The organism is Mesorhizobium sp. M0217, assembly GCF_040321955.1.
Lineage (GTDB): Bacteria > Pseudomonadota > Alphaproteobacteria > Rhizobiales > Rhizobiaceae > Mesorhizobium.
In genome coordinates this window covers 19,679-37,250 of sequence record NZ_JAMYSN010000038.1, presented here as the reverse complement: position 1 = coordinate 37,250, position 17,572 = coordinate 19,679, and the positions used below count along the sequence as shown (strand labels likewise).

10 protein-coding genes, 5 pseudogenes and 1 riboswitch are annotated in these 17,572 nt (G+C 58.4%); of the genes and pseudogenes, 12 read left to right on the top strand and 3 right to left on the bottom strand.

All coding sequences use genetic code 11. The features are described from left to right. Positions 1–159: 159 nt before the first annotated feature. A pseudogene (locus NKJ18_RS30745) lies at positions 160–1,213 on the top strand (IS110 family RNA-guided transposase). A gap of 236 nt (positions 1,214–1,449) precedes the next feature. Here the strand turns inward: NKJ18_RS30745 and NKJ18_RS30740 are convergent. Both NKJ18_RS30740 and NKJ18_RS30735 read right to left on the bottom strand, forming a co-directional pair. Further along, a pseudogene (locus NKJ18_RS30740) lies at positions 1,450–1,710 on the bottom strand (transposase); the annotation flags it as partial. A gap of 534 nt (positions 1,711–2,244) precedes the next feature. Continuing rightward, positions 2,245–2,707 (bottom strand): annotated as a pseudogene (locus NKJ18_RS30735) (IS110 family RNA-guided transposase); the annotation flags it as partial. A gap of 500 nt (positions 2,708–3,207) precedes the next feature. Between NKJ18_RS30735 and NKJ18_RS30730 the strand changes: the two are divergent. The 3 genes from NKJ18_RS30730 to NKJ18_RS30720 all read left to right on the top strand — a co-directional run bounded on the left by NKJ18_RS30730 (position 3,208) and on the right by NKJ18_RS30720 (position 6,557). Next, a complete protein-coding gene (locus NKJ18_RS30730) occupies positions 3,208–3,984 on the top strand; it encodes an SDR family oxidoreductase (RefSeq protein WP_352761281.1) in 777 nt (258 codons plus the stop codon). A gap of 86 nt (positions 3,985–4,070) precedes the next feature. Then, positions 4,071–4,970: a 3-dehydrocarnitine:acetyl-CoA trimethylamine transferase BcoG gene (gene bcoG, locus NKJ18_RS30725; protein WP_352516313.1), complete on the top strand. Its 900-nt coding sequence runs from the start codon at positions 4,071–4,073 to the stop codon at positions 4,968–4,970. 99 nt (positions 4,971–5,069) lie between these two features. Continuing rightward, a complete protein-coding gene (locus tag NKJ18_RS30720; RefSeq protein WP_352761279.1) occupies positions 5,070–6,557 on the top strand; it encodes a carnitine 3-dehydrogenase in 1,488 nt (495 codons plus the stop codon). A 262-nt stretch (positions 6,558–6,819) separates the two neighbouring features. Here the strand turns inward: NKJ18_RS30720 and NKJ18_RS30715 are convergent. Further along, positions 6,820–6,997 (bottom strand): annotated as a pseudogene (locus NKJ18_RS30715) (Mu transposase domain-containing protein); the annotation flags it as partial. 739 nt (positions 6,998–7,736) lie between these two features. Here NKJ18_RS30715 and NKJ18_RS30710 point away from each other — a divergent pair. The 8 genes and pseudogenes from NKJ18_RS30710 (at position 7,737) to NKJ18_RS30675 (ending at position 17,412) form a co-directional block, all read left to right on the top strand. Continuing rightward, positions 7,737–8,742, top strand: a pseudogene (locus NKJ18_RS30710) (transposase). Between the two features lie 117 nt (positions 8,743–8,859). Then, positions 8,860–9,052, bottom strand: a riboswitch (cobalamin riboswitch). A gap of 208 nt (positions 9,053–9,260) precedes the next feature. After that, positions 9,261–10,052: an SDR family NAD(P)-dependent oxidoreductase gene (locus NKJ18_RS30705; RefSeq protein WP_352761277.1), complete on the top strand. Its 792-nt coding sequence runs from the start codon at positions 9,261–9,263 to the stop codon at positions 10,050–10,052. Between the two features lie 829 nt (positions 10,053–10,881). Then, positions 10,882–11,589, top strand: coding sequence for a class I SAM-dependent DNA methyltransferase (locus tag NKJ18_RS30700; RefSeq protein WP_352761275.1), 708 nt, complete (start codon positions 10,882–10,884; stop codon positions 11,587–11,589). Between the two features lie 235 nt (positions 11,590–11,824). Next, positions 11,825–12,820, top strand: coding sequence for an isopenicillin N synthase family dioxygenase (locus tag NKJ18_RS30695; protein ID WP_352761273.1), 996 nt, complete (start codon positions 11,825–11,827; stop codon positions 12,818–12,820). Between the two features lie 755 nt (positions 12,821–13,575). Next, positions 13,576–13,908, top strand: a complete 333-nt coding sequence (locus NKJ18_RS30690; protein WP_352761271.1) for a LysR family transcriptional regulator — start codon at positions 13,576–13,578, stop codon at positions 13,906–13,908. 549 nt (positions 13,909–14,457) lie between these two features. Next, the gene (locus NKJ18_RS30685) at positions 14,458–14,625 is read left to right on the top strand and encodes a hypothetical protein (RefSeq protein ID WP_352761269.1); all 168 of its coding nucleotides are present in this window, start codon (positions 14,458–14,460) and stop codon (positions 14,623–14,625) included. A 1,239-nt stretch (positions 14,626–15,864) separates the two neighbouring features. Beyond that, entirely contained in the window at positions 15,865–16,482 is a 618-nt protein-coding gene (locus NKJ18_RS30680; RefSeq protein WP_352761267.1) for a hypothetical protein, read from the top strand. A 201-nt stretch (positions 16,483–16,683) separates the two neighbouring features. Further along, the gene (locus tag NKJ18_RS30675) at positions 16,684–17,412 is read left to right on the top strand and encodes an SDR family NAD(P)-dependent oxidoreductase (protein WP_352761265.1); all 729 of its coding nucleotides are present in this window, start codon (positions 16,684–16,686) and stop codon (positions 17,410–17,412) included. Positions 17,413–17,572: the final 160 nt, after the last annotated feature.

Here is a 17,572-nt window from a genome sequence, read left to right as displayed (position 1 = left end):
CGGCGCCCACAAAGGAACAGGCCCGACGCTCCGACAGACCCATGACGGCCTGCAGATGCGCGACGGCTTCGCGCTTGGCGGCGGGCCCTACCATTAATGGGATGGTCCGCCCAGTCCTCCCGCAGCATCATCTGGGCAGTCACAACAAAGGAGGTTGCAATGTCCCCACGCAATGCGCCGCGCCCTGCGGCCGTCTATGGAGTCGATATCGGCAAAAACATCTTCCACGTCGTCGGCTTAGACAGCGACGGCGAGCCCGTCCAGCGAGTTCGCTTCCGACGCGATACGTTGATGACGTTCTTTGAGCGGGCAGTGCCGACAATCGTCGGGATGGAATCGTGCGCTGGATCGCAATGGATCGCCAGGAGACTGCATGCGCTGGGGCACAAGGTTCGCCTGATCCCGGCGCAGTTCGTGAAGCCCTACGTGAAGTCGGACAAGAGCGACATCATCGATGCCGAGGCCATCGCCGAAGCCGCCACGCGACCGACAATGCGATTTGCTGCGATCAAGAGCGAGGAGCAAACCGACCTCCAAGTCTTGCATCGGGTGCGCGACCAGATGATCGGCACGCGAACCCGTCTGATCAACCAGATGCGAGCATTCTGCCTCGAATACGGCATCGCATTGAGACAAGGCGCGGGCCTGTTCAAGCTCGAATTGCCGCTGGTTCTCGATGACCTTTCGAATGACCTCTCGCCGGCAATGCGCAAACTGCTCGTGGACCTGTTCGCCGATCTGCGCCAGTTGGAGCAGCGCATCAACGACGTGACGAGGGAAATCGCAGCGACTGCAGATCGAGAAGATGTTGCCCGCCGGCTCATGACGATCCCCGGAATCGGAGCATTGGGAGCCCACCGCGCTACTGGCGGCCGTCGGCACCGGATGCCAGTTCCAGAAGGCTCGCGACCTGGCCGCATGGCTGGGCCTTGTCCCAAGGGAACACTCGACCGGAGGTAAGCAGAAGTTACTCGGTATCAGCAAGCGCGGGAACCGGTACGTCCGCAAGCTCCTCGTTCATGGCGCGCGATCATGCTTCCGTCACCTGGATCGAACCCGGGATCGCCTGGGAAGCTGGCTTGATGGGTTGCAGAGCCGGATGCACCCGAACAAAGCTGTTGTCGCACTTGCCGCCAAGATGGCGCGCATTCTCTGGGTTGTCCTGACCAAGCCGGGAGCACTCTACGAACTCAGGGATCCTGCATTCGCCTGACGCTCCAGTTCGATTGCAAGGCTCGGGAACAGTGATGACGAAACAGTGGATCAGCATCCGTAAGCCCTGTGCGAAAAAGCGGGCTTCGTGCCTGAACCATTTATTGGGAACGGCGTGCGCGGATCTCATCATGGCCTGGCTGCAACAGCAGCTCACTCGCGAGAGGCCGGATACATTTATGCAACTGGAATCGTCGTCGGCGATGTCGCGAACCCTTGGACGGACGGGGCGGACCATACATTTTTTGACAGAAGCTCACGCAGTGCCGACGCTTCGAGCATCTGGTCGGCTAGCAGCTTCTTCAGCTTGGCGTTCGTCTTCCAGAGCCTTCAGCCGCTTGGCGTCAGAGACGTCCATCCCGCCATACTTGGCCTTCCAGTTATACAGCGTCGATCCGAGACCCCGTGCTTGCGGGCCAGATCGCCCGCCTTTGCTCCCGCCTCATGCTCGCGCAGAACCGCAATGATCTGCTCTTCCTTGAACCGCTTTCTCTTCATCAGTCTGTCCTTCAATCAAGCGCCGGACTCTAATCTCAGATGGAGGAAAAACTCAGTAGCATGTATGGACGGCCTCCGCGTGGCAAGGGCTTTCTGATATTGATGACAGGTTGGTCGGGTGCAGGCATGTATTCGGCCTTTGAGTGCGGCCTGTTCATGCCGCTGGCCTTGATGAAGTCCGCGGATGGGATCCCAGACAGGTCAACGCGCTTTTTGAGCGGCACCCACTGAGCGGGTTTTTCCGTCCCGGTTCGACCGTCCGTCATCACACCATAAGCACCTCACCAACCTCTGTGCTTCCTCTGCGACTACGTCACTACGCCGGTGAATCCGCGAAGCGCTTGCCCGTAGCCATCAGCGCCCAGACGATCCGGGCCATCTTGTTTGCCAAGGCCACCGCAACGACGTTGTACGGCTTTTTCGCCAGAAGCTCGGCAGCCCAGCGAGAAGAAAGAGAGACCGATCGGGCAAGCGGGGGAATGAGGTCGTGCCCCTCGTCCTCAACCAACGCGACGAGCATGCTCAGCCCTGTAGCACCCTGACGAGTGATGATGCCCAACTCCGCCAAGTGGCCGCGCAAGGCGTTCACCAGCATTGTCCGCTGCCGTATAAAAAGCTCGCGGACGCGATGCAGCATCAACACGCTCTGCTGCTCTTCGCTCTTTGTCGGAACAAAGCGCATCGTCGGTCGCGTGACCGCCTCGCAGATTGGCTCGGCATCCGAAGCATCATTCTTCTGCCGCTTCACGTATGGCTTGACGTATGACGCAGGCATCAGGCGAACCTCATGCCCCAGAGCCGTGAGGACACGAGCCCAGTGATGGCTCGTTGCGCAGGCTTCGATGCCGATCAAGCACGCCGGCAAGGACGTAAAGAATGCGACTACATCGTCGCGACGCAACTTCCGGCGGACAACCACTGCGCCCTGCGCGTCAACGCCGTGCACCTGAAACACGTGCTTGGCGACATCCAGACCGATTGTGCTAACCTTCTCCATGGACGGCTCTCCCTCATGTGACTTTCGACAGCCACACTTTGGCACATTGCGATGCCGGGAGTGGAGGCCGTCCACCTCATCAGGTCAGCGTCCAACCAATAATCCGGAATAAACTCATCGGTCAGTTTACATTTTTGCGGACGCTTTACCGCAATCGGTTGTGCTATCAACACTTTGAGCGCGGCAGAATGCTGGGGCGGTCCAGCGTTCCAAGCGCGCTCGGGTCCTTTTACAGCCCGAGTGACTTATAGCTGCTAGATTAACACAAAGTCGCTGACCTCGCACCGAATGTCACAACAACCGAGTGACAGAGGAGTGCAGCGAGCCCGGAGTGAACCTTCTTTAGATAACAAGCATTGCGGAAAACCATTCGGTGCCGCGGTTTGAGCGACCATTCGCAATGGCGGCCTGGCGAGGCAACTCCGATACGTTTTCGTAACTACTGACTCGCGGAGAGTCAGGTTTGCGAACGCATTTTTGGTGTGAAAGGATGAGGCTACATGGATCTTGGACTAGAGAATAAGCGTGTTCTGATCACAGCGGGTGCTGCCGGTATCGGAAGGGCGGTAGCAGAACGCTTTGCTGCTGAAGGAGCAAAAGTGCTCGTGTGCGATATCGACCCCGAAGCGGTTCGGAGTGTTCAGCCGAGCACAGGCATTGTTGCAGTTGCGGCCGACGTTTCGAAATCCGAATCGGTGGCTAAACTCTTCGAGGAGGTTGATCGCCGCCTCGGCGGAATGGATATCCTAGTAAACAACGCTGGAACCTCTGGTCCGTCGAAGCCAGTGGAAGAGGTTGCCGATGACGAGTGGAGAAGCACCCTGGGTGTGAATCTGGACGGCGCTTTTTATTGTTCGAGATCCGCGATTCCGCTCATTAAGGCAGCCGGAGGCGGCTCTGTGGTAAACATGTCTTCAACCGCGGGCTTCCTACCGTATTCACTACGCTCCCCGTACTGCACCGCTAAATATGGCGTCGTCGGACTTACAGACGTCATGGCGATGGAGTTGGGCCAGCACAACATCAATGTGAACGCCATTTGTCCCGGTGCTGTCGATACCCCCAGATTGGAACGGGTGCAGCTTATGGCTGCGCAATCACGTGGAGTGCCGATTGAGCAAATCAGGCAGGCAGAGCTCAAACTGTTTTCAATGCGAAGGCTAGTGAGTGTCCAAGAAATCGCGAGTATGATTCTGTACCTTTGCAGTCCTCATGGCCGAATTATTTCGGGGCAGTCCATCGCGATCGACGGTCAAACAATATCCTCTGAATACTAAGTCCGCGGAAATTTCAGCGACCGCAGGGCCTCGCGCCACCCTTAGCCTTGCCCACTCCATCCTGTTCCAACCGTAAGGAAAAGATCATGCCTCTTGCTATGAACCGCGAGGTCTTTATCACTTGTGCCGTGACTGGTGTGGGGGATACAGCATCGACATCCCGTCACGTACCCAGATCGCCGAAAGAAATCGCAGCAGCCGCCGTTGAGGCAGCCAAAGCAGGAGCTGCAGTCGCTCACATCCACGTTCGCGATCCTGAGACTGGCGCGCCGTCTCGCAAGAACGAGTTGTACAAGGAGGTCACCGACCGCGTACGGCAGGCGGATACCGACGTTGTGCTCAATATCACCGCGGGAATGGGTGGGGACCTAATCTTTGGTAGCGTCGAGCAGCCCTTTCCACTCGCTCCCACCACCGACCTTGTCGGTGCCTCCGAACGCTTTAGCCACATTGTCGAGTGCGCCCCCGAGATCTGTACACTCGATTGCGGCACCATGAATTTCAATCTCGGCGACTATGTAATGACGAACACGCCATCGACACTTCGCGCGCTGGCCAAGATGATGACCGAGTTCGGCGTTCGCCCAGAGATCGAAGTTTTTGATACGGGACATTTGTGGTTTGCCAAGCAACTCGTTCAGGAAGGCTTGATTGAAGATCCTGTCTTGGTTCAGCTATGCATGGGAGTTCCGTGGGGTGCGCCTAATGACCTCAACACCTTCCTGGTCATGGCCAACAGCGTTCCCTCCAACTGGACGTTTTCCGCCTTTTCAATAGGTCGCGACGCCGTGGCATATCCGGCGGCCGCCGTGCTCGCAGGCGGCAATGTGCGCGTCGGCCTCGAAGACAATCTGTACGTTGCCAAAGGTCAGTTTGCAACCAACGGCCAGTTAGTCGAGAAGGCCGTCAATGTCGTCGAAAACATGGGCGCCAGGATCATCGGTCCTGAGGAAGTTCGTCGGAGACTTAAACTGACCAAGCGGTAAGTGCCATGCTTTCTGTAGGGCAGCAGGTCATCGCGACCTGCTTCTTTGGCATGATCGCCCTCGACGCAACGAAGATACAAATCGGAAGCTAAATCACAAATGGCCAAAATCAGTAAGGCCGCGTGTATCGGGTGTGGCGTTATCGGCGGAGCTTGGGCTGCACGATTCGTGCTTGCCGGCATTGATACTAGAATCTTCGATCCGCATCCGGAAGCTCAACTGCTCATCTCAGAGATTATGGCTAATGCCGAGCGCGCGTATGGGATGCTCGCGAGCGCGCGCCTCCCCGCCAAGGGCACCCTAAGTTGCAGCGATTCCCTTGAGGATGCTGTGCGAGGCGCAGAGTGGATCCAGGAGAGTGTGCCGGAGAGGCTCGATCTTAAGCGTAGCGTGCTTGCCCAGATAGACGCTGCCACTGATTCCAAGGCGCTGATTGGCTCTTCGACTTCCGGCCTGATGCCGACCGATCTCCAGCGCGATATGAAGCACCCGGAGCGCATGTTCGTCGCTCATCCCTACAACCCCGTGTATTTGCTACCGCTGGCCGAGCTCGTTGGTGGCAAGAAAACCACGAGAGCGGTGCTCGAGGACGCCAAGGCCAAGCTCGCGACGGTTGGCATGACAGGGTTGATCATCAATAAGGAAATTGAAGGCTTCGTGGGCGACCGCCTTCTGGAAGCCTTTTGGCGGGAAGCCCTTTGGCTGATCAAGGACGACATCTGCGATACCGAAACTCTCGATAATGTGATCCGCTACTCGTTCGGTCTTCACTGGGCGCAGATGGGCCTCTTCGAGACGTATCGCATAGCTGGCGGTGAGGCTGGCATGCGCGACTTTCTTTCCAAGTGTGGTCCCAGCCTTTCTTGGCCTTGGACCAAGCTGACCGATGTGGCCGACCTCGACGCTGACCTTGTTGAAAAGATCGCCGTTCAGTCCGACGCTCAGTCCGGGCAGCGTGGCATTCGAGAACTCGAACGCATCCGCGACGAGAATCTCGTCGCAATCATGCAAGCGCTAAAGGCCAGCGACAAGGGGCGGGGCTGGGGTGCAGGCAAGCTGTTGGCTGAGTTCGAGGCTCATCTTTGGGAGAGCGCGCCAAAACCTCCGGTTACTCCCAGTGACGAGGCATTAAGGCTTCTCGAAGTGAAAGTTCATCCTGCTTGGATCGACTATAATGGCCACATGACTGAATACCGGTACACCCAGTGCTTTGCCGATGCCTCCGAGGCGCTTCTTCAAATGGTCGGCGTCGACACGGACTATGTGAAGGCCGGCCACAGCTATTACACGGTGGAGAGTCACATTCGGCTCCTTGCTGAGGCGAAGCTTGGAGACGCACTTTATGTGAAGGCGCAACTCCTACCATCAGATGGGAAAAAGATACATAGCTTCATGTGCTTGTACCGAGCTTCCGACGACACCCTGTTGTCGAGCTGCGAGCATCTAATGCTCCATGTTTCATCGAAGGAGAGCCGCTCCGTCCCTCCATTGCCTGCAGTCATGATGAAGCTTAAGCCTCTCATCGAGGCTCATGCGGTTCTCCCAGCACCCAATGCGGTGGGACGGTCGGTTGGGCAGAGGAAGTGATTAAGCCGGATCGCCGGCCATTCAGGGTTTATTTTTTTCCCGCCGCCGCATTTCGGCGACAGAGACAAGGTGTCGATCACCACCGAATCGCGACCCTGGTTTTTCGCGTTTGGACCAAAATCACCCCTTAAAGGGGTCCTCATTCCACGAAAAATCACATTCACGCTACGCGACCATAGAGTCCGCCGCGCGCACGCGCGTGTGCCAATCATGCGGCCTTCGTCGTACGCGTACGATGATCCGGCTCGACATGACCCTAATGCCGGCCTTCGAGAATCGGATCAGTGGCGATCGGCGCGCCGTCCTCGAAGATGCGAACCTCTTCGGCCGGCGTGTGTGTACCTCGACAACACGGCGCCTGGTGACCTGGTGGCGTCAGGCACGCTGTAGAAATTGCCGCCGATGCTGACCATGCCCTCCCGGCTGACGCGTCGCTCAAGGCTCGCGAGGAGCGCCGCCTCTGGGCGAAGTCCTTCCTGCGCGTGCTCGCCGGGCAAGGCCTCGAAGTGAACCTCGTATTCACGCTCCGCTGTGGCAGGACGGACGTCGCGCAGAAAGTCGGTGCCGGCCGTGTAGCCGCCGCCATATCCCGGACTCACCGGCAGCCGGCTTTTCCGCGAACTGAAGGACCGCCGATACCGACACGCCGCGCCGATGCAAATCCAGCACCATCAACATCTCCCGATCTTCGTCACCCAAATCCCTCTCCCGACCATCAGGAGAAGCATCAATGACCAGCGCCGCCGGGCTGCCGGAGCGCGCTCCGGGAGACCGGCGACGGCATACTGGGAGGAGGATTCAAACGGCATTTCTGGGAGTATTGAGCCGGTATCGACACGGAGCGCCTTCGCCGTCGTGAGAAGGTCGCCAGCGGAGATTTTCCGGACCAGTAGCTTTCAAGCGCGAATTTCAGTTCTCGCCGACGACCGAAGCGCGACAAGCCAAGCGTTGCGACAGGACTTTGCTGAGAGACAGTCATGCCATACCCCGATGGTTGGGGCGTCGGTGACAAGGAAGGCGCTAGCGGTCGCGGCCCCACAGGTGGTGTAGCTCGGCGGTAGCGAAGCCGCTCGCGAGCGCGCTCTCGATAGCGCTGTAGCGAGCGGCTTTGCGGTGGTCATCGACAGTTCGCCGGTAAGGTCGGGTTGCTGACACCAACCTGATTCGAAGGAATCATCGATGACCGACGACATGATGAACCTGCGCGCGCTCGTGGAGAAGACTCCGGATTCCGATCTCTTGCGCGAGATGATCGGCTTTGCCGCCGAGCGGCTGATGGAGCTGGAGGTTGGGGCCGCCACCGGCGCCGCCTATGGCGAGAAGAACCCGTTGCGCACGGCCCAGCGCAACGGCTATCGCGAGCGCGACTGGGAGACGCGGGCCGGCACCGTCGAGCTGCGCATCCCCAAGCTCAGGAAGGGCTCCTACTTCCCCGGTTTCCTTGAACCGCGCCGCATGGCCGAGAAGGCGCTAACCGCCGTCATCCAGGAAGCTTATGTGCAAGGCATCTCGACCCGGTCGGTTGACGACCTGGTCAAGGCCATGGGTATGAGCGGCATATCCAAGAGCCAGGTCTCGCGGCTGTGCGAGGAGATCGACGGGAAGGTGAAGGCCTTCCTCGAGCGGCCGATCGACCTGCGCGGCGTCAAGCTCGTCGTCTCCGATGCCCATGAAGGCATCAAGGCGGCCGTCACCAAGGTGCTGTGCGCGACATGGCAGAGGTGCCGCGTCCACTTCATGAGGAACGTGCTGGCCCATGCCGGCAAGAGCGGGCGCCGCGTCGTCTCCGCTTTCATCGCCACCGCCTTCGCCCAGGAAACGCCCGGGGCCGCAAGCACGCAATGGCGCGCCGTCGCCGACCAGATCCGGCCGAAGGTGCCGAAACTGGCGACAATCATGGACGACGCCGAGCCCGACGTGCTGGCCTACATGACCTTCCCGAAGGAACATCGCGCCAAGCTCCACTCGACGAATCCGATCGAGCGCCTCAACGGCGAGATCAAGCGGCGCACCGAGGTCGTCGGCATCTTCCCAAATGATGACGCCATCGCCCGCCTGGTTGGCGCGATCCTGCTCGAACAGAACGACGAATGGGCCGTGCAGCGCGCCAGATACATGACGCTGGAAACCATCAGCCAAATGAGCTGATGATCCGCTCATCAGCCTGCCAGCCGTGGCACGCTGATCAGCCCGGCCCCATGCCGGAGAGCGCGGCGACCAAGCCGTCAGCTACACACTCCCTGCGACACGATCCAGGCCGGCACGAACGCCGGGCTGCTGCGGCCACCGAGACACCCCCCCGTGGACGTAATTCGCCGTGACAGGTCTCCTGGCTCGCGGGGTCATAGCCTCCACCCGTCTTCCCGAGGCTATTCGCCTCAGTGACATGAGTGGGGTTGCCTCGGGGCAGCGCCGGCATCGCACCGGCTCCCCTCTAAACAGCGGAGAAATTTTATACGCGATATTTCATGACGACCACAAGAATCTTAACAATAAAGATGCATTTCAGAAACAAAACTGTTTATAACCTTAACAGTACAACATCCATTTTGAGTTGACTTAAGGCAAGAAAGTACTAAACTGTTCCTTAAGCGCGGAAGGAGCCGTACTACCGCCTCCGACTTAAGATCCAAAATTAACTTGGTGCGAGACCGCTGTTTACCCGTTGTCTCCGTCAAATTGTCTGAAGCATAGGAAAACACCGTGGCCAAAGTAGCAATTGTGACAGGATCGGCAACGGGCCTGGGAGCGACTTGTGCCATCGACCTCGCAGCGCGTGGCTGGAACGTCGCGGTCAACTATAGTCGAAGCAAGAAGGAGGCCGACGAGACTTATGCCAAAGTCAAAGCGCAAGGTGTTGGAGCCATCGTTGTGCAGGCCGACGTGGCGCAGGATGCCGATTGCCGCAAACTGGCCGCCGAGACCCTGAGCGAATGGGGGCGCATCGACGGCCTTGTCAATAACGCTGCCACTACAAGGTTCCAAAAAACCGGCGACCTTGAAGACGTCACACCGGAGGATTTCGACCGCATATTTCGCGTGAACACCATAGGCGCTTTCATGATGTGCCGTGCTGTGTTTCCGGCAATGAGAAAACAATGGGAGGAAAGCAAAGAACGCGGCGCGATCGTGAATGTGTCCACCAATGCCACCCTTATTGGCAACGGCAGCTCGCTGCCATATATGCTGTCTAAGGGCGCCCTAAATACTCTTACTTTGATGCTGGCACGTTGGCTCAGCCCCGCCGTTCGGGTGAATGCCATTTCCCCCGGCCTTATCCAGACCCGTTGGATGCTGAATGGCGTAGGCGAAGTTGAATACAACAAGCTGAAAGAAGACGAGGAACAGAGAACACCTCTACGCCAGGCAGGAACACCGGAGCAGATGTCCGAGGCTGCGCTGTTCTTCCTAACGGAAGCGTCAAACATTACCGGGCAGAACATTATTGTCGATGCCGGCAGTCATCTTGGACTGCTGCCGAAGCCCGGGAGCTAAACTTAGACCGGCATGCGCAGGCCGAGCAGACCATCGACCGTTATGGCCAGGGTGAGATCTCTGGCTGACACCATTCTTCGAATTCTGAGACTGAATGCTATTCAGCGGCCGAATGATGAGGCGATCTCCGTTTCTTGGCTGACCGCAGATCATTCGGGGTCTAAAAGAGCCTCTTCTCTAACTCTGAATAGGAGTCCGTCACACCTCGGGAGCACATCAGTTGATTTGCTGACTAATTGTGATATAGATCTGGATCTAAACTGACTTGATGATTGCAGGTCCGATGTTAAGTCATAATGTCGCTATATACCCTAGATAATAAATCTCGCCGATTCACTCGTGAAAGGAAAATCCCGTGTGTACTGTTGAGGCTGGAGGGGGCGTGGTACGCGCCACTTATTTCCACAAGGAATCGGATTCATTGGTACCGGCAGCGTTGTGCCGACTGGCCGCCAAGTGCTTGGACGCCGGCTATCAGATAGACAAGACATCAATTCTGCCGCCGCGAATGACTTGCTCGAAAAGGACACCCGGTGACAAGATGCATCGCGATGCGACCCGCGACGCCGGCATTTGTCGTCACCCACCTGCTGCTGCCACTCAACGTCTTCGACAAGTAAGCATGCGCACAGGGCGCTGTGGCCGGAATACCCCGGGCAGCGGTCAAGTCGACAAATCCCCACCGAAGACGCTTGAGATCGCCCGTGCGGGGGCAGCAGTTGGCGTGCATTTCGCTGAAAGCGACGAACATCTCATCAGTTGAGCTGCGGCCATTGCGCTCCAATTCAACTGTACCGCATTCGCATCACTCATACACGGAGGAACTGTCATGAACACCCTCGATCGGCAGACGGCACTGGAGCAAGCCGCACGAAAGCGCATCAAGGATTCCCACGCCCTCGACAGTGACGCCGATCGCTTGTCGGACTTTTATCGTGAATGGGCCAGTTCCTACGATTTGGATGTCGGCCGCGACGGGTACTGCGGGCCGATGGTCGTGGCGGAACTAGCGGGCGCGGTGCAAACAGCCTATTTGGCTAAGGAGCGAACAGCCATTACAATCCTGGACGCTGGCTGCGGAACTGGCCTACTCGGAGTCCAGCTGGAACGCCTCGGCTTCAGGTTGATTGATGGGTTCGACCTCTCCGAAGAGATGGCCGAAAAGGCTCGGCAGACCAGCATCTACCGCCATATCCGAGGTGATGTTGACCTCAACGAGCCGCTCTCCCACTACTCAAGCGCCAGCTATGACGTTACGGTCTGCTGCGGCGTCTTCACGGTCGGGCATGTCCGACCGGACGGACTGCGCGAACTGGCCCGCGTTACGCGCCCAAACGGATTCATCATCGCAAGCACCCGCAAGAGCTATGCGGAGGCCACATCCTTTGAAGACGAGGTTCGACGTCTGCAGGACGCGGGCGTACTTGTGCTGTCACAGCGACTAAACGACGGTAGATACGTCGCCGAGGAGGACGCGCATTATTGGGTTTTCCACGTACCCGAGAAGACCAGCGCACCAACGAGGGAGCGACCATGACCACGCTGCCGTAAAACTCGCTGGACAACTTGCAGCCGATGCACGGCGACCGGAAGAGCGCGAGCGCCTATGCACTGCCACGATTTCGAATTCTTCTAATTCATTGAGCAGCGCAACCCAAAGAATGCACCCCACAAGCTATCCAAGGTTTCCTGACAGTTCTTCACGCAGCCAGTGCAACACGAAAATACTCAAATCGGTGTGCGGACTCCCGTTGCCAAACAAAGGTGTACTCATGTCTAAGGATATCGTGGCCAGACTGGACGACAAGCTTCGCGCGAAACGTGAAAGCTTTGATAAGATCCCGGTGGTTGACATCGCGCCGCTTCTCGATGGCTGCAATAAGCAGAGGGTGGCGAAGGAGATACGTTGGGCATTATCGAACACTGGGTTCATGTATGTTAAGAACCACGGCATTCCGCAGGATTTTCTGGATTCGGTGTTCGATGTGAGCCGTCGGTTCTTTGATCTGTCCATGTCGCAGAAGATGACGTTGCATGTTAGCAAATCCGATGTGGCCCTCCGCGGATATATTGAAGTGTTCGGGGAGAACACTGATCCGGGCAAGACGAAAGACCTGAAGGAGTGCTTTGATATCGGACCTGAACGTTCGACGCTGGAAGGTCCGTTTTTGGGCCCCAACCAGTGGCCCTCAAGCATGCCCGAGTTCCAGAAATTGACATACGCATACCATCAAAAAATGGTGGACCTCGCGAAAAAACTCTTGCAGGGCATTGCGCTTAGTCTCGACTTGTCTGAAAGCTATTTCGAAAGCCTCATGCGACAACCGATCAGCATTCAGCGCCTGCTTCACTACCCGCCGCAGACTGGCTATGTTGGCGAAGAGATTATCGGTATTGGCGCCCACACGGACTACGGCAATCTGACCATCCTGGCTCAGGACGACGTGGGTGGTCTTCAGGTCATGAACCGAGATGGCGACTGGGTCGAGGGCATTCCGATCCACGGCACATTCGTAATCAATATTGGCGACCTGATTCAGCGGCTCACCAATGATGTATACCTGGCGAACATGCACCGCGTGGTGAATACCTCGGGACGTGAGCGATACTCAATTCCCTTCTTTATCGACGCTGATTTCAATGCGATCATCGAACCATTGCCCTCATGTGTCACGGACAGCAACCCGCTTCGTTACAAGCGGGTGACGTGCGGTGAGCACAAATTCAGGCGTTTCGCAGCAAGTTACGCTCACCTGGCCAACGCGTGATGAGAGCGGACAGGCAATTACTCACATGACCAGCCTGCCGCACTGTAAGTGCGGGACTGGCGGAGCTTGGCGAGGATGTCACCGAGAAAGACGTCGCGCCGCTTTGTCGGGCCGAACCTGTCGGCGACAATCCTGTTTGAGAGGTTCCCCAGATTAGCCGTTTAACCGGCGGCGCGCGCTGTCACCACGGGGCCCCCGATCTGAGCCTCTCCAGGCCGGCGGACCAGCTCGGCGCCCATGCCGCGGTGCTGAAGCCGGTGCACGCGCTGATCGAGGCGCATGTGCTTGTTGCCAAGCGTTTCCATGCTGACGGCACCACCGTGTTGGTCCTGACGAGCGGCCTGGCCGGTGCAGGCCGCAGCTAGGCCTATATCCGAACTTCTCGCAACGGGGGAACCGTGTCGTGGCTGCCCCCCCGCTGCACAACGTCGGCAGGGAGACGATTGTGCGGGGCTTCTTCATACTCCTCACACGGCGGCAGGATCTCATCGTCATGTGACAGTCCCGCGCATGTCTTGTGTCGGGAGCTGGACAAGAATGTCGGAAACCTGACGAAAAGGTCGCCAAAGGCGGGCCGTCGGGATGGGAAAGTTGTGCAACTAAAACGGCACGCAACTTGCACGGTCAACGCGGACGGCCGCACTCCGTTTAGGAGGCTGGTGTGATTGATCAAAATGGCGGCGGTTTACGGGCCAGAGGACGAGCGAATATCCGGTCTTTTGGATCGCATCTCCCCGATCTGATTGGATTCTAAAATGGTTCCTCAGCATTACGAACTCCCGTCATTGACTGCCCTCACGGCATTCGAGGCCTCGGCACGCCATATCTCATTCAAGCTTGCGGCTTCCGAACTGGGGGTCACACCGGGAGAAATCAGTCGGCAGATCAAAGCCATTGAGGACGACCTTGGTGTTCCGCTGTTTCTGAGGCGAGGGACCGGCATCATGCTTACCAGCGCTGGCAAAAACATTTACAGGGTGCTGGCAAGCAGCCTTTCCGAGGCCTCCGATGTCGTCAGGACCATTAAACGCAATGGTTCCCGGAACGTCACGGTGCCTCCAGCGATGCGTTCGCATCGACGGGGTTGATGCCGCCCATGCCGCGCTATTGGTCAACTACGTGGTGATATCAAAATTAACTATGTTATTTCCGACAGTTTGCGCGGCTATTGGCGCGCTGAAGTCGAGCTGGCTGCGGCTCATGGCCTCACGAGACAGCGGAGCTGTTGTTGGCATCGTCATCTATCCCGTCTGCGGTCCGGGCTTCGCCAGAGGTACAGCGTTGCAATCGCCAAGTGCTTGCCCAATTGCCGCTCCTGAACGCGACTGGATCGAACCCGACTGGGACCATGGGACGAGGTCCTGCGCCGCGAGGGATTCCGCATGGGCCGCTTCGTCTTACGTGGAACGACAGCCGGAGCCTGCCGACGGGGGCCGAGCCGTCGCGGAAGATTTCGGCCGAAGAGCGGAACGCCTGAAGTTAGAGCTCGCGTCCGGCGCGCCTTTGAACGGCCCTCAGGCACGGCGGTGCCGTGATCACGGGTTCGGGATAACGTTTGCGGGGAGAGTGGTTCGTTCACAAATCCTCGACCTCGACTTCGTGGCGGCTCCCATTCCGGGATGGATCAGGAAGAGGAGATGCTGTTGGCCCTCAAGGCGCGGCTGGCCGGCTTCGGCCTGATACTCCGTGAGGACAAGACTCGTTTGATCGAGTTTGGGCGGTTCGCGTCCCTGTCACGAACCGAGACCTTCGTCTGGCTTCATCCACTACTGCGGGCGGACCAGGGATTGGCCGGTTCATCGTGAAGCACAAGACGGAAGGGAAACGCCTGACGAGCTAGCTGATGGCGCTGCGCCACGATGCCTGGCGGCTCCTGCACGCACCACTGGTCACGCAACACAAATGGTTCGCTGCCCTTCTGCGTGCGCACTACGGCTACTACGGCAGGTCTCGCACAGCGCTCCACGGATTCCATCGGCAAATGCGCCGGATGTGGTGTCTGAGACGTTAGCCAGAAAGCCGGCGCATGGGCGGGTCGGAGTTCGAGACCCTGGCCGCACGCTTCCGCCTGCCAACTCCGCCCATCACTCGCACGGGTTATTCCCATGAAGAGCCGGCTCCGGGAAATCCGCCCGCCCGGATCTGCGAGGGTTGCGCCTTGCAAGCGCGTTGAATTCAGCCGTCTGAGATGACGGCCACGGCAAAGGCTAGCGAGCAGCCGTGTACTGAGCCTTGCGTGGTGGCCGGTAACGACCGCTGCGAAGCGTAGACAAGGAGATTGTAGGCCGGAACATACGTGAACGGATAGATAGCCCCGAAATCGATCGAGATCGGAGTAGCCGACCCTGTCCCTCAAAGGCGAAGGCGGAATCGCATGCCGCGTCATTGCGAGTGGTATGAGGTGCTCCCGGGGTTCGTACCGCCAGCATGCAATCGAAGGAGTTGACGTGAACAAGGGAGATCCATCCGGTTCAAGCGCAAGCTTGTAGGACCTGCCAAGCCGATGAGGTGAGAAGGGGCTGATGACCGGGTGGAAGTCAGACTGACTGATAGTACTCCGAGGACGGGAGAGCCGGCCACATGGGGAAGCGTTCAGCGGTAGTTGAAATGTTCTTGGGCAACATGGGCTCCATTCAATGGGAGACACGGCCTTTCATGCAAAGGGAAGATTAGCTGACCATGGAAACAGAACTTGAACGTATAGCAGCGAAAGCTCGGTGTGAGCCGAAACTCCGCTTTACGTCGCTTGCCCATCATATCATCCGCGAACGGGTGCAGAGGAGTCTGTTCAGGATTCCGCAGCGCTCGGCCGCCGGGATGGATGGTCAGACGGTGAAGGCGGCGAAGGAGAGCTTTGGAGAGTGGATAGAGCCGATGCTCCAATCCATTCACCGCCAGGGATATCGCGCGCCGGCAGTACGGCGAGTTTACATCCCCAAGCTTGGCAAGACGGAGAAGCGCCCGCTCGGGGTGCCAACCGTTTCGGACCGGGGCTTCTGCGCAGTACGGCTGAGGTGCTGTCGGCGATTTACGAGGAGGACTTCTTGCCCTGCTCGTTCGGCGGCAGGCGGCTTCAAAGGAGCGTGTCGTCGTTGCAGGGGTTGATGCGACAAAATACGTATCACGCGATCAGTGATCAGGTCAGAGCGATAAACGCTGCCCTGCGTGGCCACTATGCCTATTATGGTGTTGCCGGAAATATGCGGTCGCTGACCAAGGTGTATCGGGCCGCTGAGCGTTACTGGCGCAAGATGCTGTGCAGTCGCAGCCGTGACGGCGGTCGCCTCGACTGGGACGCCTTCCACCAGATCAAAGAACGGACCCCGCTACTGCATCCGTGCGGCTCCCATACAGGGGGCTGCGGGCACTTGCGGTGCTGTGAAGCAACTGCCGAAGAGCGTGGTGCGGTAGCTCCGCACGCCACGTTCTGTGGGAACCGGGGGCGGCCGACCGCCTCCGGTGACCCGGTCAAAAGCCGAATGGTTGAGCTACTCGCCCAGAACCCCGAACGCCACCTCAACTGTCGGTTTTGTCAGGTCTGTGACATGGTGGCGGTTGGCTTTTCTGCTGATGCACTCTCATTCAACGCTTTGGATATGCAGCATATTTCTTCTGACGTTCTTTTCTGCTTAGTTGGCACGACTTTTGAACCTTCTTTTTAGGGAGCAGGAGCTACCGGCTAGGGGTGGCAGAATGTGCCCCGGCGTATTGCCAAGCACTTGGCCAGAGGAAGCCTAATGGACGAAAGGATGCCTTCCACGGCAAATAGCGAAACTCGGGCGCGCGGAGCGCAGGTTTGGGAGAATTCACTGCGCAATGCGCTCAATCGGCTGGCACGCTGCCGACCGCGGAAAGGCTGCAACATGACCCGCTTCGCCGGGAAGGTCGCCCTTGTGACCGGCGCCAGCAGCGGCATCGGAGCGGCAATCGCCGACAGGCTTGCCGGCGAGGGAGCCAGGGTCTTTGCGGTTCAGCTTGAGCAGGCTGACCGCATAGAAACGATAGTCGCGGACCTTTGCGACCCCGACGTTCCGGCCGTGATCATTGACGATGTCGTTCAACGGGCCGGCCGGCTTGATATCCTCGTCAACAACGCTGGGCGCATGGTTGAAGCAAAGGTAGATGACACGGGGCTGGACGAGTGGCGACGTACAATGGCGCTCAACCTTGATGCTCCTTTCCTGCTGATCCGTCGCGCCATGCCTCATCTTTGCAGAAGCCGCGGCGCAATCGTCAATATCGGCTCGATAGAGGGATTGGCGTCCAACCCTGGGCACGCCGCCTATTGTGCCTCGAAGGCAGGGCTGCATGGCCTGACGCGTGCAGTGGCGATCGATGGCGGGCCAGACGGTGTGCGTTGCAACGGCGTCGCTCCTGGCTGGATCGATACGGATCTTAACGCCAGTTTCGTCGCCGCTTTGCCCGAGCAGGCGCGGGGTCGCCTGGGTGCCATTCATCCTTTGGGCCGAACCGGTCGTGTTGAGGAAGTCGCGGCGATGGTGGCATGGATTGCCTCCGACGAGGCTGCATTCGTCACCGGTCAGATCTTTGTCGTGGATGGTGGCCGCACTGCCAAGCTAAGTCTTCCATGAAGCTAAGTCGTCTTCGGAACTCGGATGCGCCAGCCGTGAGATGATCCGATGTACCTTCGTAGCCTCCGACTGCCCAAGAGGTACGGCGACACGCCGGATCGTAGGCATGCTCTATCATAGCCGAACCGCAAAAAACTTGCCTGCCGGGTGATTTTATTTC